The 15,842-nt window shown below is 53.9% G+C and carries 12 protein-coding genes and 1 pseudogene; 11 read left to right on the top strand and 2 right to left on the bottom strand.

Annotated features, from left to right (window positions below; translation table 11 throughout):
* Nucleotides 1-200: 200 nt before the first annotated feature.
* A pseudogene (locus NSQ46_RS21920) lies at nt 201-437 on the bottom strand (general stress protein); the annotation flags it as partial.
* Nucleotides 438-644: 207 nt separating this feature from the next.
* On the opposite strand from NSQ46_RS21920, the gene NSQ46_RS21915 reads away from it, so the two are divergent.
* The 3 genes from NSQ46_RS21915 (at nt 645) to mgrA (ending at nt 3,432) form a co-directional block, all read left to right on the top strand.
* Nucleotides 645-1,418, top strand: coding sequence for an HAD family hydrolase (locus NSQ46_RS21915; protein ID WP_007129269.1), 774 nt, complete (start codon nt 645-647; stop codon nt 1,416-1,418).
* A 158-nt stretch (nt 1,419-1,576) separates the two neighbouring features.
* Nucleotides 1,577-2,335 (top strand): NAD-dependent protein deacylase, encoded by a 759-nt coding sequence (locus NSQ46_RS21910; protein WP_210095596.1) that lies wholly within the window; start codon nt 1,577-1,579, stop codon nt 2,333-2,335.
* Between the two features lie 83 nt (nt 2,336-2,418).
* Nucleotides 2,419-3,432 (top strand): L-glyceraldehyde 3-phosphate reductase, encoded by a 1,014-nt coding sequence (gene mgrA, locus NSQ46_RS21905; RefSeq protein ID WP_007129271.1) that lies wholly within the window; start codon nt 2,419-2,421, stop codon nt 3,430-3,432.
* An 81-nt stretch (nt 3,433-3,513) separates the two neighbouring features.
* Here the strand turns inward: mgrA and NSQ46_RS21900 are convergent, their stop codons facing one another.
* Nucleotides 3,514-4,431 carry an AraC family transcriptional regulator gene (locus tag NSQ46_RS21900; protein WP_342574671.1) on the bottom strand — a complete coding sequence of 306 codons (918 nt, stop codon included), beginning with the start codon at nt 4,429-4,431 and terminating at the stop codon, nt 3,514-3,516.
* A gap of 185 nt (nt 4,432-4,616) precedes the next feature.
* On the opposite strand from NSQ46_RS21900, the gene NSQ46_RS21895 reads away from it, so the two are divergent.
* The 8 genes from NSQ46_RS21895 to ptsG all read left to right on the top strand — a co-directional run bounded on the left by NSQ46_RS21895 (nt 4,617) and on the right by ptsG (nt 15,764).
* Nucleotides 4,617-5,792, top strand: coding sequence for a galactokinase (locus tag NSQ46_RS21895; protein ID WP_028405013.1), 1,176 nt, complete (start codon nt 4,617-4,619; stop codon nt 5,790-5,792).
* A gap of 1 nt (nt 5,793) precedes the next feature.
* Nucleotides 5,794-6,783, top strand: coding sequence for a UDP-glucose 4-epimerase GalE (gene galE, locus NSQ46_RS21890; RefSeq protein ID WP_144870983.1), 990 nt, complete (start codon nt 5,794-5,796; stop codon nt 6,781-6,783).
* 20 nt (nt 6,784-6,803) lie between these two features.
* Nucleotides 6,804-8,393 (top strand): UDP-glucose--hexose-1-phosphate uridylyltransferase, encoded by a 1,590-nt coding sequence (locus tag NSQ46_RS21885; protein WP_341034055.1) that lies wholly within the window; start codon nt 6,804-6,806, stop codon nt 8,391-8,393.
* A gap of 335 nt (nt 8,394-8,728) precedes the next feature.
* The gene (locus tag NSQ46_RS21880) at nt 8,729-9,892 is read left to right on the top strand and encodes an iron-containing alcohol dehydrogenase (RefSeq protein WP_007129276.1); all 1,164 of its coding nucleotides are present in this window, start codon (nt 8,729-8,731) and stop codon (nt 9,890-9,892) included.
* A 234-nt stretch (nt 9,893-10,126) separates the two neighbouring features.
* The gene (locus NSQ46_RS21875) at nt 10,127-10,660 is read left to right on the top strand and encodes a hypothetical protein (RefSeq protein ID WP_007129277.1); all 534 of its coding nucleotides are present in this window, start codon (nt 10,127-10,129) and stop codon (nt 10,658-10,660) included.
* Between the two features lie 4 nt (nt 10,661-10,664).
* Complete coding sequence (locus NSQ46_RS21870) at nt 10,665-12,185, top strand: flotillin family protein (RefSeq protein ID WP_341034053.1); 1,521 nt, start codon at nt 10,665-10,667, stop codon at nt 12,183-12,185.
* A gap of 336 nt (nt 12,186-12,521) precedes the next feature.
* The gene (locus tag NSQ46_RS21865; RefSeq protein WP_007129279.1) at nt 12,522-13,373 is read left to right on the top strand and encodes a PRD domain-containing protein; all 852 of its coding nucleotides are present in this window, start codon (nt 12,522-12,524) and stop codon (nt 13,371-13,373) included.
* A gap of 288 nt (nt 13,374-13,661) precedes the next feature.
* Complete coding sequence (gene ptsG / locus NSQ46_RS21860; protein WP_341034052.1) at nt 13,662-15,764, top strand: glucose-specific PTS transporter subunit IIBC; 2,103 nt, start codon at nt 13,662-13,664, stop codon at nt 15,762-15,764.
* Nucleotides 15,765-15,842 lie beyond the last annotated feature (78 nt).

Here is a 15,842-nt window from a genome sequence, read left to right as displayed (position 1 = left end):
CTTAACACCGAAAATAGGTTTTAAATGAGTCTATCACAAAAAGGTAGGTTTTTCTACATGATATTAATAGGAAGCGATGGAGGGAGCGAGGGTCTGCGCGGCAAAAAAGAGCCTGCTCCCCAAATTGGGGAACAGGCCTCCCGGATTGCTTATTTATAGAGGTTGTTCAAATAGGTCGTTTCGTACTTATATTATTTTCGTCCGCCTTTGCGGCCGATTTCCTGATAAAACTCTCGGGAATGATTCCGGGAAGTAGCTTCGCCGCCCTTTTGCCCGATTTCCTGGTAAAACTCGCGGCTGTGGTTGCGTGACGTCGCCCGCCCGCCTTTTTTACCGATCTCCTGGTAAAATTCCCGGCTGTGATTTTTAGCCGTAGCTTCGCCGCCTAAACGGCCGGCTTCTTCTCTAGTCATCTTGCGGTTATTGTTCTGAGCCATCACCAATCCTCCTTATTTTGACATCATTGCTTTGCTGTATCTGTTACTTACCACGCCTCAATTGTCATGAATCACAATATTTGACTAAAGATTGGAAGTTTTTCGTTTGAACGGCACACTGGAAAATTCGGATGGATTTTAGCTTATATCCGCGTCCGATTCATGGTTTAATAATAGTAGAACTTGACGACCGGGGAGGGTCATCCATTGCCGAAACTGCAAATATCAGGAAAGGGACAATCGGTGCCTTGTGAAGGAATTCTGTTTGACAAAGACGGTACGCTGCTCCATTTCTTGACATTATGGGGAGGATGGGCGGAATATGTGCTGGACTCCATGGAGAAGCAGCTTGCGATGATGGGGGCCGGTTTTACTAGCCCCCGGGAGCAGGTGCTCGGGACGAAGCATGATGCGAAAGGGCAGATCTGCGGTTATGATGTTACCGGCCCGCTGGCCATGGGGACCGTGGAGGAAACGACGGGCATGCTCGCCTGGCAGCTATATGCCGCAGGCATGCCGTGGAACGAGGCGATTACTCAAGTCAAGCAAATGACGAAGAATGCCATGTATGAAATCCGCCGCCGCAAGCCGGCCTTTCCGATGACGGGTCTCGAGCAATTTTTGACGAAATGCACGCAGGCATCCGTGAAGCTGGCCGTCGTTACGTCGGACGACACCGCGGCCGCGATGGAGCATATCGAGTGGCTCGGCCTTAGCTCATTCTTTACGGCTATCATCGGCCGGGATCAGGTCCGAAACGGCAAACCTCATCCGGACATGGCGGAGATGGCGTGCAGGCTGCTCGGCATCAAGCCGGAGGAGGCGGTGGTCGTCGGAGACAGCAACGCGGATATGCAGATGGGCAAGCAGGCGGGGGCAGCCCTGGCGGTAGGCTTGTGCGACAATATCGAAGATGCGGCTCATTTGATAGATGCCGATGTTGTCATCTCCGATTATAATGAACTAGAGGTGTATAGATAGACGTGAGGATTTTGATAAAATCCAAAGAGCGGCTTTCAATCAGCAATTTATAGAGCGAATGGGTTTGGTTCGTCTCTAAATTGTACCGGGAGCGGCTTTAATCGAATTTAGCAAAATCCTGAAACGACAGCGATTATGGCTGTGTGGAGGTGTGAAGAGTGGAGAACAGGAAAAAGATCGAGCAGTTGGCAACATGGATTGAGGCAAGCGATTATATTGTTTTTTTCGGAGGGGCCGGCACGTCTACCGAGAGCGGAATACCTGATTTCCGTTCGGCAGCCGGTCTGTATCAGAGCGAGCATCAGTCTCCGTATCCGCCGGAGGTTATGCTCAGCCACTCATTTTTCATGAAGCACCCTGAGGTGTTCTATGATTTCTACCGGAGCAAAATGCTGCATCCCCATGCTCAGCCGAACGGCTGTCATCGCCTGCTGTCGAGACTTGCGCGCGAGGGCAAGCTGAAAGCAGTTATTACGCAAAATATCGATGGTCTCCATCAGAGCGCCGGCTGCACCGACGTGCTGGAGCTCCATGGCTCGGTGCATCGCAATTATTGCATGGAATGCTCCCGGTTTTTCAGCCTTCAGGACATTCTGGACATCAAGGAGACCGTTCCGCGTTGCCCGGACTGCGGCGGGGTGATCAGACCGGACGTTGTATTATATGAGGAAGAGCTTGACCAGAAGATCCTCATGCGCTCGATTCAGGAAATCTCGACGGCGGATCTGTTGATCATCGGTGGCACTTCATTGACCGTACATCCTGCAGCCGGCCTGGTTTCCTACTTTCAGGGAAGCAAAGTAGCCCTTCTGAATGCGGATCCTACGCCGTATGATCATCGGGCGGGACTCCTGATCGCGGATCGCATCGGCGAGGTCATGACGGAGGTTGACAAGCTGATCCATACCAAGCTGTAATCGTTTTCTTGTCAACGGGCGGCAAAACAGGATAAGATATTTCTTGCAACGGACGTAACCTTAATCGAGAGGCAGGGATATAAGTGACCTATGTGGCTAGCGAAGACCGCTATGAAGGCATGATCTATAACCGCTGCGGGCGATCCGGATTGAAGCTTCCGGCTATCTCGCTCGGCTTGTGGCATAATTTCGGCGGCATCGATACGTATGAGAACGGACGGAATATGATTACGCGCGCATTTGACCTTGGTATCACGCACTTTGACCTGGCGAACAATTACGGACCGCCTCCAGGCTCAGCGGAAGAAACGTTCGGAAAGATTCTATCCAGGGATCTGAAGGCGTACCGCGACGAGATCGTCATCTCTTCAAAGGCAGGCTATTATATGTGGCCGGGACCTTATGGCGATTGGGGCTCGCGCAAGTATCTGGTATCCAGTCTCGATCAGAGCCTCAAGCGGATGGGATTGGATTATGTTGATATTTTCTATCATCACCGGATGGATCCGGAGACGCCGCTCGAAGAGACGATGATGGCGCTCGATCACATTGTCCGGTCCGGGAAGGCCTTGTATATCGGAATATCCAACTATTCCCCTGAGAAGACGAGGGAAGCAATCGCGATTCTCAAGGATCTCGGCACGCCGCTGCTGATTCATCAGCCGAGCTATTCCATGCTGGACCGGTGGATAGAGAACGGCCTGCTGGATGTGCTCGAGGAGAACGGTGTGGGCAGCATTGCCTTTACGCCGCTCGCTCAGGGGCTTCTGACCAACAAATATTTGAATGGCGTTCCTGTCGATTCGCGCGCCGCCAGCGCGTCGGTCTTCTTGAACGAAAGCAACATCACGCCGGATGTTCTCCGCAAAATCCGGGCGCTGAACCAGATGGCGGCGGCACGCGGACAGAGCCTGGCTCAATTCGCGCTGGCCTGGGTGCTGCGGGGCGGAAGAGTAACCTCGGCCTTGATCGGTGCGAGCAAGGTGAGTCAGATCGAGGATAATGTAGCTGCCCTGAATCATCTGGAATTCTCCAAGGAGGAGCTCGACCGGATCGAAGCGATCCTGAAGACGGAGACCGAGGATAAGTCGTCCTAGACATCAGGCAGCAGCTTTTAATAGAGATGCTTTTTAAGAACAACGGTATAATCGATTGCTTTGGAAGAAGAGCGTCCCGGGTCAAGATGGTTGACCTTTCGGGATGCTTTTTTGTTGATCTTGAGCCGAGGTATCCTCGATATCCTTGCGATAGCGGGACGGGGATTTCCCGACCCTGCGCTTGAACTGGCGCGAGAAATAGAGCGGATCCGTCAGGCCCACCGAAGCGGCGACCTGTTCAATGGACAGATCAGGACGCTCGCGCAGCAGCCGCTTGGACTGATCGATTCGCAGGCGGAGCAAATAGGTGATGGGGGTCATCCCGGTTTCTTTCTTGAAGATGCGCGATAGATATGCGCGATTATAACCGAGACTCGCACACATCTGCTCGATCGAGACGGGGTGCGCATACTGGGCAGTCATATAATTGATCATTTGCTTTACCGTGCGCTGAACCTGCGGTTCGCCCAGCAGAACCTGTGCCGGGCGCCCGCCGAGCCGCATGATTTCGGCCCAAATGAGGTAGAGGTAGCCGACGGCGGCCACGTGGGAGCTTTCCTCCTTCGTCTGGAAGCCGGCCTGAATGCGCGAGATGTACCCGGGAATACGGCTCTCGCTAGGCATGTGGAGGACCGGACGCTCAGGCAGCAGGCCGGTGGCTTCCACCTCTACGGCGGCGGCGTCTCCGTCAAAGGCAACCCAGCGGTACCGCCACGGATCGTTGTGGTCGGAGACGTAGCTGACAAGCTGCCCCGGGTGAATGAGAAAGCAGTCTCCGGGCCCGAGCGGGTATGTATCAGCCTCGGTACGAAAGGTTCCGCGGCCTGATTCAATAACATGAAGCAGGAAATGATCGTATATTTTGGGCCCGAGCGCATGCCTGGGGAGCGTCTGGCTTTCGCCGGCAAACCGCACTCTCAGCCTGGAGGCTTCCGGCTGGGCCGGGTTCGATGCAACAGAATAGGTTGTCGGTTTCAATAAAATGACCTTCCTTAACATAGAGTCGAGCTTGCTTGCTACAAGGGATGGAGCTGTTGTCATGCTGTCCGCAATCCAACCTTATTGTATCCTGCAAGGTCACATAAATCCATATGTATCTCACAAGACTTCATTACCGCCAGACGTCAATTTCGCTATACTTGAATCAGTAAATCTACCATATGTACAGGATGGAGTGATTGGCAGTGGACACAAATCAACTTATGGAAGCATTTAAGAATAAGCACGGTGAAAGCAAGCATCAGGCCCGGATATTCAACGCGCCGGGGCGCGTCAATCTGATCGGCGAGCACTTGGATTATAACGGCGGATACGTTCTTCCGGCGGCGCTGGAATTCGGCACCACCTTGATCATCCGTCCGCGCGACGATGACAAGCTGTCGCTGGCTTCAACGAATCTGGCTCACACAGCGGATATCCGATTGCAGCATATCGGCACCAAGACGGAGGAATGGACGGATTATCCGGCGGGTGTCATCGTGGAGCTGAACAAGCTTGGCGTTACGCTCTCCAGCGGCTACGATCTGCTCTACCATGGCGATATTCCGAATGGTGCGGGTCTTTCCTCCTCAGCGTCGCTGGAGGTTGTGACCGCCTATGCCCTCCTGTCGATGGAAGGCAAGGAGACGGATACGGTGGAGATCGCGAAGCTGTCCCAGCGTGCCGAGAACCAGTTCGTCGGCGTCAACTCCGGCATCATGGACCAATTTGCCGTAGCCAACGGAAGAAAGGACCATGCGATTCTGCTCATGTGCGATACGCTGGAGTATGAGCTCGTTCCTTTCCAGACGGGGGCTTACAAGCTGGTCATTGCCAATACCAATAAGCGCCGCGGCCTTGTAGATTCCAAGTACAATGAACGCCGCAGCGAATGCGACAAGGCGCTTGAAATTTTACAGAAGGAAATTCCGGCGCTGTCGTACCTGGCTCAGCTTAACCCGCAGCAGTTCAAGGATGTTCAGGACTCCATCAAGGATGAAACGGTATCCAGACGGGCCCAGCATGTTGTTGAAGAGAACCAGCGCGTGCTCGACTCGGTGAAGGCTTTGAAGGATAACGATCTGGAAGCATTCGGACAATACATGAACCAATCGCATGACTCGCTTCGCTATCTGTATGAAGTGACCGGGGATGAGCTCGATGCCCTGGTTGAGGAAGCGCAGCGGATACCGGGCACGCTTGGCTCCAGAATGACCGGCGCCGGATTCGGAGGATGTACGGTATCGCTTGTTCATGAGGATGCGGTGGAGCGCTTTATCGAAGAGGTTGGCCGAAAGTATGAGGCAAGAACCGGACTGAAAGCCGATTTCTACGTATGCGGCGTTGGTCACGGCGTTCATGAAATAAAGGAGGGCAACTAAAATGGCTATATTGGTAACCGGCGGAGCAGGGTATATCGGCTCGCATACCGTTGCAGAGCTGCTTGAGAAGGGTGAAGATGTGGTTGTCATCGACAGCCTGGAGACGGGACACCGCGAGGCGCTGCTTGGCGGAAAGCTGTATGAGGGGGATCTGCGCGATAAGGCGCTGCTGAAGCAGCTGTTTTCGGAAAATGAAATCGATGCCGTCATCCACTTCGCAGCAAACTCGCTCGTTGGCGAGAGTATGAAGGACCCTGTCAAGTACTATGACAACAACGTCTATGGAACGCTGTGTCTGCTGGAAGCGATGAATGAAGCGAATGTCCGGAAGATCGTCTTCTCTTCAACGGCAGCGACATATGGCGAGCCTGAGAAGGTGCCGATTGAGGAAGCGGATCGGACGCAGCCGACGAATGTGTACGGCGAAACCAAGCTGATGATGGAGCGGATGATGGCCTGGTTCGATACGGTGCTCGGCATCAAATATGTCTCCCTTCGCTATTTCAATGCCGCCGGCTCGCATGAAAGCGGGAAGATCGGCGAGGATCACCGGCCGGAGAGCCATCTGATTCCGCTCGTGCTGCAGACGGCGCTGAAGCAGCGACCGCATATTTCGGTGTTCGGCAGCGATTATGCTACACCGGACGGCACCTGCGTCCGGGATTATATCCATGTCAGCGACCTGGCGGATGCTCATCTGCGGGCGGTTGAATATTTGCGGCGCGGGGAGCCCAGCAATGTGTTCAACCTTGGCAACGGGCTGGGCTTCTCGGTGAACGAAGTGATCGAAACGTCGAGAAAGGTGACCGGAGCCGACATTCCGGTTGTGATGGAAGCCAGACGGGCCGGGGATCCGGCGGTGCTGGTGGCCTCTTCCGATAAGGCACGCGCTGTGCTCGGATGGAAGCCGGCGCGTACGACGCTTGAGGAAATCATTGAAAGCGCCTGGAGATGGCACAGCAGCCATCCGGATGGTTACGGGAATCGATAAATCCAAGGGGGAGATCAACGATGGATATGACAACTGCAAGCACTCCCGAAGCAAAGCAGGCCCTGTACGCGATCGAAATGCTGGTGAAATATGCCCTGCAGAAAGGCCTGATCCGCGAGGCGGATGTCGACTACAGCCGGAATCTCCTGCTGGAGGATTTCGGGTTCAGCGAGCCGTACCTTGAAGAGGTCAAGGATGAAGTCCCTGAAGGACCCCAGTCCCTGCTCGATACGCTGATCGATTACGGGGCCGCTCATGGCCTCATCCCGGAAAATACGGATACGTACCGGGATTTGCTGGATGCCAAAATTATGGGTCGGCTGATGGCAAGGCCTTCGGAAGTGGAGCAGGCCTTTCAAATCTTGAAGGAGGAGCAGGGGATTGAGGCGGCTACAAGCTGGTTTTATAACCTCAGCATCGACTCCAATTACATCCGCATGGACCGTGTGGCCAAGAACGAGTATTGGAAGCATCCGAGCGAATACGGGGATATCGAGATCACGATCAATCTGTCCAAGCCGGAAAAAAGCCCGAAGGAAATCGCGATGGCAAAGCTCCTTCCTCCGCCGGTCTATCCCAAATGCCAGCTATGCCGCGAAAATGTCGGGTATGCAGGCAGGGTAAACCACCCCGCCCGCCAAAACTTGCGCATCCTGCCGCTTGAGCTGAACGGGGAGCCGTGGTTCTTCCAATACTCGCCATACGTTTATTACAACGAACACTGCATCGTGTTTCATCGGGAGCATGTTCCGATGAAGCTGACGACGGAGACGCTGTCCCGCCTCTTGAGCTTCGTGGATATATACCCGCACTATTTCCTTGGCTCGAATGCGGATTTGCCGATTGTCGGCGGCTCCATTCTGACGCATGACCATTTCCAGGGGGGACGGCACAACTTCCCGATCCAGAATGCCCCCCGCGTACTCGGGTTCGTCCACTCGCAGTTCCCGGGTGTATCGGTCGACATCGTGAAATGGCCAATGTCCGTAATCCGGCTCGCCTCGAAGGACCGGCAGCGGCTGCTGGATTGCGCGTCCCAAATTTACGAAGCCTGGAAATCCTACAGTGACCCGGAAGCGGATATTCTGGCTTTTAGCGAGACGGATGGAGCGCGTGTCCGACATAACACGGTGACTCCGATCGCGAGAAGACATGCGGACGGCGGGTATGAAATGGATTTGGTGCTGCGCAACAACCGGACGAGTGCAGCGTATCCGGAGGGGATTTTTCATCCGCACCGCGAGATGCACCATATCAAAAAGGAAAATATCGGTTTGATCGAGGTGATGGGACTTGCCATCCTCCCGGGCCGGCTTAAGGTGGAGCTTGACTTGATCGCCGATATATTAGCCGGCAACGAAGAGCTTTACGCCGCCAGTCGGCAGCCGGATCACCCGCTTGCCGTTCACGGCGAATGGATTCAGAGCCTGCGGGAGCGTCTGCCGGCCGCGTCGGACAAAGCGGAAGCCGCGGAGTGGATACGCCGGGAGGTAGGTCAGAAGTTCACCACGATTCTGGAGCATGCAGGCGTTTATAAACAAACAGCGGAAGGGCAGCAAGCCTTCAAGCGCTTCTTGAGCAGCATGGGCTTTGTGACGGACCAGGGATAAATGCCGGAGCCGAAGGCAAAACATCCGGAGTAAAGCATCTGCGCAGCGTCTTAAGAGAGCTTCATCTCCGTTTTGGCACCAGCCTTGAAGGATGAGCCCCTATAGCGGCCGTTCCTATGCAAATCGCAGGCAGGTTTTCGAACCTCCTTTTGCATAGGGACGGCTTTTTTCATGGCCAAACGATAGGGTACGGATGGCGCCAAACCTTGCATGCAATTGCTTCTCTTGCGCTCGGTCAGGTGTCTGTTTGTTATGTCCTACGGGAATGGGGTAAAATGATAGAGCAGCAAAGACACATTAGCACAATCCCATTACACTTATTGGAGGTACGCAACATGAGACCTTTTGTATTTCATAATCCGACCCGGCTGATATTCGGGAAAGGCAAGCTGAGCGCCCTGAAGGAGGAAGTGTCGAAATACGGCAAGAACGTACTGCTCGTATACGGCGGCGGGAGCATCAAACGAAGCGGCCTGTATGATCAGGTCCTCTCCTTGCTAAAGGAAGCGGGAGCATCCGTAACAGAACTGGCCGGCGTTGAGCCGAATCCGCGTCTGTCCACGGTCCACAAAGGCGTTTCGCTCTGCCGTGAGCACAGCATCGATCTGATCCTGGCCGTAGGCGGGGGGAGCGTCATTGACTGCTCCAAGGCGATTGCCGTCGGAGCCAAATACGACGGGGATATGTGGGATTTCGTCGAGCGCAAGGCTGCCCCGCAAGGAGCGCTTCCGCTTGGCACCGTACTGACCATGGCCGCAACGGGCTCCGAGATGAACGGGGGCTCGGTCATCACGAACGAAGCAACGAAGGAGAAAATGGGATGGGGAAGCCCGTGGGCGTATCCCGCGTTCTCGATTTTGGATCCCGTACATACGTTCACGCTTCCTCGCGATCAGACGGTATACGGCATCGTTGACATTATGTCCCATGTTCTCGAGCATTATTTCCATCAGGATACCAATACCCCGGTTCAGGACGGCTTCTGCGAGACGATTTTGCGCACGATGATCGATACGGCGCCGAAGCTGGTCGAAGACCTGGAAAACTACGAACTGCGCGAGACGGTGATGTACTGCGGCACGATGGCGCTCAACGGCATGATTAACATGGGGATGGCCGGCGACTGGGCAACCCATAATATCGAGCATGCGGTATCGGCTGTGTACGATATTCCGCACGGCGGCGGCCTGGCGATTTTGTTCCCGAACTGGATGAAGTATAATCTGCCAGCACAGCCCGCACGCTTCAAGTCGCTTGCGGTCAATGTGTTCGGGGTGGATTCTGCCGGCAAGACCGACGAAGAGGCCGGACTCGAAGGCATTGAGGCGCTCCGCCGTTTCTGGAGCTCGATTGGGGCTCCTAGTACGCTGGGAGACTACAACATAGACGACTCCGAAATTGAGGCCATGGCCGACAAGGCGATGCGCTTCGGTCCTTTCGGTAACTTCCGCAAGCTGCAGCGCGAGGATGTTGTCGAAATTTATAAAATGTCGCTGTAAGCTCAGCGGATTAGGAACAATGAAGCTAAAACATTAGTATTGGGGCTGCAAGCAGCCTTCCAAGAAGCTGTCCTTCACGTGGAAATATTCTACGGCTGGGCGGCTTTTTTTCATGTATAATGGGGTGATATGAAGGGATTTCCATACGATTACGGCAAATAATTGAAACTTTAGCAAACTTTTTGCCGTATTACTTGTTATACACAGTGAGGGATTCGAGAGGGGGCAATCATCATGGAAGCGTTATATTGGGGCTGTCTGATCGGAGGCATTCTGTTCGCCGTCGTCACCGTGCTGCTCGGAGATATTCTCAGCTCGGCGCTGGACGGTCTCCTGGACTTTTTGTCGGTTGATTTTTTTAATCCGGTTGTGATTGCAGGAGGAATCACCGTCTTCGGCGGAACCGGGATCATGCTGATGAAATATACGGACTTGGCGGCAGGAGCCCATATTACGCTGTCCATATTAGCGGCAATCGGGATCTCGATTATGGTCTACTTCGGCTATGTCAAGCCGATGGAGAACAGCGAGAATTCCACGGGCTTCTCCATAAAGGAGCTGGCAGGGCGAATTGGTGTCGTTACGGTACCGCTGCCGGCCGAAGGCTTTGGTGAAGTCATGATCAAGGTAGGCGCAGGCAATACGACGCATATTGCTTCAAGCTTTGACCGCAGCGTTCTGCCCGCCGGGATCCGGGTCGTGGTCATCGACGTCGTTGATGGTGTCCTCCGTGTGTCCGAACTGGAAGAACGAAAAGGAGATGAATGAGAACATGCCAGAGTATTTGGTTATTCCGTCGATTGTTGTAGGTGTCCTGATCGTGCTGGGCCTTGCATTCTGGGCTCGCTACAAGACGGTCAGCCCGGATGAGGCGATGATCGTGACAGGATCTTTCCTCGGCAGCAAAAATATTTCGGAGGACGAATCCGGCCGCAAGATCAAAATCGTTCGAGGCGGCGGAGCGTTTATTCTGCCGGTATTTCAGCGGTCCGAGTTCGTTTCGCTGTTATCCCATAAGCTTGACGTGATGACGCCGGAAGTGTACACAGAGCAGGGCGTTCCCGTCATGGCTGACGGGGTTGCGATCATCAAGGTCGGCAGCTCCATTGAGGACGTGGCTACAGCTGCCGAGCAATTCATGGGCAAGCCGATTGAGGCGCTGAAGGGCGAAGCGCAAGAGGTGCTGGAAGGTCATCTGCGCGCGATCCTCGGTTCAATGACGGTTGAGGAAGTATACCGGAATCGTGACAAGTTCGCCCAGGAGGTTCAAGGGGTCGCTGCGAGAGACTTGAAGAAGATGGGGCTGCAAATCGTTTCGTTCACGATCAAGGATGTGCGGGATAAGCACGGCTATCTGGAAGCGCTGGGTAAACCGCGGATCGCAACCGTAAAGCGGGATGCGGAGATCGCCGAAGCGGAAGCCGTCCGGGATGCTCGGATTCAGAAGGCCCGCGCCGAAGAAGAAGGACAGAAGGCCGAGCTTCTGCGCGACACCAATATCGCCGAAGCCGAGAAAGAGAAGGAACTGAAGGTCGCCTCCTTTAAGAAGGAGCAGGATACGGCCAAGGCGGAAGCCGACCAGGCCTACCATATCCAGGAAGCTCGGGCGAAGCAGACGATGGTTGAGGAGCAGATGAAGGTTGAGCTCGTCCGCAAAGAGCGGGAAATCGATCTGCAGGAAAAAGAAATCATGGTTCGTCAGAAGCAGTACGATGCCGAAGTGAAGAAGAAGGCGGACGCGGACCGCTATGCGGTAGAGCAGGCTGCGGAAGCGGAGAAGGCGCGCAAAATGCGGGAAGCGGATGCAATCCAATACTCGATCGAAACACAGGCAAAGGCTTCGGCCGAGCAAAAGCGTCTGGACGGTCTTGCTGTCGCCGATGCCGAGCGCGCGAAAGGTACTGCCGAAGCGGAGGTTATCCGGCTGCGCGGTATTGCCGAGGCGGATGCGAAGGAAAAGCTGGCCGAGGCGTTCCAGAAGTTCGGCGAGGCTGCGGTGCTCGATATTATCGTGAAGATGCTGCCTGAGCTTGCAGGTAAAATTGCCCAGCCGATCTCTTCTATCGATAAGCTGACGGTTGTCGACACAGGGAATGGCGAAGGCGCCGCTCGGGTGAGCAATTATGTAACGGAGCTGATGTCAACCGCGCCTGAAATGCTCAAGAGCGTATCGGGAATTGATGTGGAGGCGTTGATCCAAGGGCTGACGAAGAAGCCGGCCGAGGTCCAGAAGCCGGCTGCCATTGAACCAGAGCTTGTACCGGTTGAAGCGAGTGCAGCGAAGGAAGAGTAGAGCCGGACGGCTTGCCATTTGAAACGAATGCAGCATAGACCTTAGAGCTGTCAGCTGTCGGTTGAAGCGAATGCAGCATAGACAGTCAGCTTGCCGGTTAGAGCGAATGAACATAGAGCCGGCAGCCTGCCGCTGGAATCGTTCGAGATATGAAGGATGCTGGGTTCATCCAGCGGCAGCCTGCTGGCAAGCCAGTTCTCTTTTCCCTGAATTGAATGCCGCTTGAGCAGGACCGGAGAGCCGTGATTATGGAGGACATCGTATTCTTTTTTGCCGCAACCTCATATTTCTGATAAGATATCCGAGTATACGCGTTTGATCAAAAGAGGTGCGAATGTGAGCAGCTTACAAGTGGCTAAAGTTTTAAATAATAACGTAATCATAGCGATACATCCCCAGCATGGAGAGGTTGTCGTCATCGGCAAGGGAATCGGCTTCGGTCAGAAGAACAAGGACCGGATTCCGGTATCGGCCGTGGAGAAAATGTTCATTCTGACCAAGCCGGAGGAACAGGAGCAGTATAAGCAGCTGGTCCCGCATATCGATGAGAAGCTGATCGAGGCGATGAATGAGATTGTCACGCACGCCGAGAAAACGAGCGGTTCTTCCCTGAACGAGCATATTCACATTGCATTGACCGACCATATTGCTTTTGCAATCAAACGCCATGCCCAGGGACTGTATATTCATAATCCCTTTTTATATGAAACCCGTGAAATGTATCCGGAAGAATACAAAATGGCGGCGTATGCGGTTCGGACGATCCATGAGAAGCTTGGGGTCGATTTAGGGGAGGAAGAGATCGGATTCATTGCGCTGCATATTCACGGGGCGCTTACCAATCAGCATATATCGGAGGTTCGCAAGCATTCGGAGCTGATCGCCGATCTGGTACATACCGTGGAGCAGCAGCTCGATTATGTCATTCCGAAGGATTCGCTTGATTATTCCCGGCTGTTAACGCATCTTCGGTTCGCTTTGGAACGGGTCCGCAGAGGGGAAGCGGTTCAGGAGGCGAGTGCGCTTGACGGTCTGCTCAAACGGGAGTACCCTGAGATTTATTCCTTGGCCTGGAAGCTGACAAAGATCATGGAGCGGCGTCTGAAGAAGCCGGTTTACCCGGCCGAGGCCGGATATTTGACGATTCACCTTCAACGTCTGGTACAGCGAAAGCAGCAGGATGAGTAAAAGTGAAGATTTTATGAAGCCTTGGCAGTTGGTAGTTGCAACCGTGTACGAACGGTGATACAATACGAACAGTTCATAAGTAAAACAGCAAAATCGACGTGTAACTGATTCGATCAGGCATGAGGATTGCAGGAATTTGGTTGTTATTACCCATTTTCGGGTAATCTAATCCATAGGATTAGAGACCAACCGGTTCCCGTAATTGCTCATGCCTTTTTTTGTTGTTTTATGCTTGCAACACCATTTCACACATTTGTGACAACAACTAGATAGAGGGTGAGAATCGTCATGTTTAAACGACTTTTCGGCGTTTTGCAAAGAGTCGGTAAAGCGCTGATGCTGCCCGTAGCCATCCTTCCGGCTGCCGGTCTGCTGCTCGGACTGGGCAACATGCTCGTCAATGAGGATTTCCTCAAGTATGCGCCTTGGCTTGATGCCGCCTGGGTACAAGCAGCTGCGACCATCATGATGAACGCGGGACAGATCGTGTTTACGAATCTGCCGCTGCTGTTCGCGGTCGGGGTAGCCGTCGGCTTGGCCGGAGGCGAAGGTGTAGCGGGTCTTGCTGCGATTATCGGGTATCTGGTCATGAACGTAACGATGGGAAGCGTCATTGGCGTAACCCCTTCCATGATCGGCACCAATTACGAGTATGCCAGTGTGTTAGGCATCCCGACATTAGCCACCGGGGTGTTCGGCGGAATTATCGTCGGCATACTTGCTGCCAGCATGTACCGAAGATTTTTCAATATGGAGCTTCCATCCTACCTGGGCTTCTTCGCCGGGAAACGGTTTGTTCCGATTATGACGGCTGCGACTTCGCTATTGCTTGGTTTATTGATGGTCGTGATCTGGCCGCCGATCCAGTCTGCGCTTAACACCGCATCCCATTTCATGCTGGAACAAAATTTGACGCTGTCCGCATTCGTATTCGGCGTCGTGGAACGCGGATTGATTCCGTTCGGTCTGCACCACATCTTCTACTCCCCATTCTGGTTTGAATTTGGGGAATACTTTAATCAGGCAGGTCAAATGGTACGCGGTGATCAAAATATATTTATGGCCCAGCTGCGGGACGGCGTGGAATTTACGGCCGGTACGTTCATGACCGGTAAGTTCCCGTTCATGATGTTCGGTTTGCCCGCTGCCGCGCTGGCCATCTACCACGAGGCTAGACCGGAGCACAAGAAATATGTCGCCGGCATTATGGGTTCGGCTGCCCTGACCTCGTTCCTGACAGGAATCACGGAGCCGCTTGAGTTCTCCTTCCTGTTCGTGGCGCCGCTGCTGTTCGCAGTCCATGCGCTGTTCGCCGGACTGTCCTTCATGACGATGCATATTCTGGGCACGAAGATCGGCATGACCTTCTCCGGGGGGCTTATCGATTACATGATCTTCGGCGTCATCCCGAACCGGACACCGTGGTGGAATGTGCTGATCGTCGGCGCGATTCTGGCGGTCATCTACTATTTCGGCTTCCGGTTCGTCATCCGGAAGTTTAATCTGAAGACGCCTGGCCGCGAAGATGCCGCGGCTGCGACAGACTCGGGCTCGAAAGCTGCGGGAAGCAGCAAGGACGAGCTGCCGTCCAATATTCTGACCGCACTCGGCGGACAGACGAATATCGCTCATCTGGATGCTTGCATTACCCGTCTTCGGGTGGAAGTCAAAGACAAGGGCAATGTCGATAAAGCCAGATTGAAGCAGCTCGGAGCATCCGGAGTGCTTGAGGTCGGCAACAATATCCAGGCGATCTTCGGAACCCGTTCCGATACGATTAAATCGCAGATCCAGGATATTATTTCCGGGAAAGCAGCTCCAGCTGAAACAACCTCTGCCACGGCGGTTTCGCCTGGGGAGGACGCACCGGTTCAACCAGTCGTCTCGAATGAGCAGGCTTGTGATACGGATGCAGCGGAAGGGACGCTTGTCTCGGAGCAGATCGTGTCTCCGGTAGACGGCGAGCTGATGGATATATCCCATGTGCCGGATCCGGTCTTTTCGGAGCGCATGACAGGCGATGGATTCGCCGTTGTGCCTCATAACGGAACCATTGCTTCACCGGTCAACGGCAAAGTGTTCAACGTATTCCCAAGCAAGCACGCGGTCGGCATCATGTCGGACGGCGGCAAGGAAGTGCTCGTCCACATCGGCGTAAACACCGTGAAGCTGAAGGGACAAGGATTTACCGTGCTTGTCGAGGAAGGCGATGCTGTAACCGCAGGACAGCCGATCATGCAGGTCGATCTGGAGTATGTGAAGGAGAATGCGAAATCCATCATTTCTCCGATCATCTTCTCGAATCTGCCGGAAGGCGCAGCGGTTAAGCTGAACAAAACCGGTGATGTAAAGAGCGGCGAAGAGGCCATCATCACGATCACCAAGGGGTAAACTTCTTTGAATGAGCAGGCTTATGCTATGCTAGAAATAACTTAAATTATAAAAACCGAAGAAAGTAGGATGATGAAC

The organism is Paenibacillus sp. FSL M8-0142, assembly GCF_038597315.1.
GTDB classification, from domain to species: Bacteria; Bacillota; Bacilli; order Paenibacillales; family Paenibacillaceae; genus Paenibacillus_AQ; species Paenibacillus_AQ lactis.
Note: the sequence above shows the minus strand (reverse complement) of the source record. Positions and strands in the feature narration are given on the sequence as shown.

Excerpts from the sequence above, each read along its gene's own strand:
- ptsG (WP_341034052.1), top strand. The coding sequence starts at position 13,662 with ATGTTTAAACGACTTTTCGGCGTTTTGCAAAGAGTCGGTAAAGCGCTG.
- galE (WP_144870983.1), top strand. The coding sequence starts at position 5,794 with ATGGCTATATTGGTAACCGGCGGAGCAGGGTATATCGGCTCGCATACC.
- NSQ46_RS21880 (WP_007129276.1), top strand. The coding sequence starts at position 8,729 with ATGAGACCTTTTGTATTTCATAATCCGACCCGGCTGATATTCGGGAAA.
- NSQ46_RS21885 (WP_341034055.1), top strand. The coding sequence starts at position 6,804 with ATGGATATGACAACTGCAAGCACTCCCGAAGCAAAGCAGGCCCTGTAC.
- NSQ46_RS21870 (WP_341034053.1), top strand. The coding sequence starts at position 10,665 with ATGCCAGAGTATTTGGTTATTCCGTCGATTGTTGTAGGTGTCCTGATC.
- NSQ46_RS21875 (WP_007129277.1), top strand. The coding sequence starts at position 10,127 with ATGGAAGCGTTATATTGGGGCTGTCTGATCGGAGGCATTCTGTTCGCC.
- NSQ46_RS21900 (WP_342574671.1), bottom strand. The coding sequence starts at position 4,431 with ATGTTAAGGAAGGTCATTTTATTGAAACCGACAACCTATTCTGTTGCA.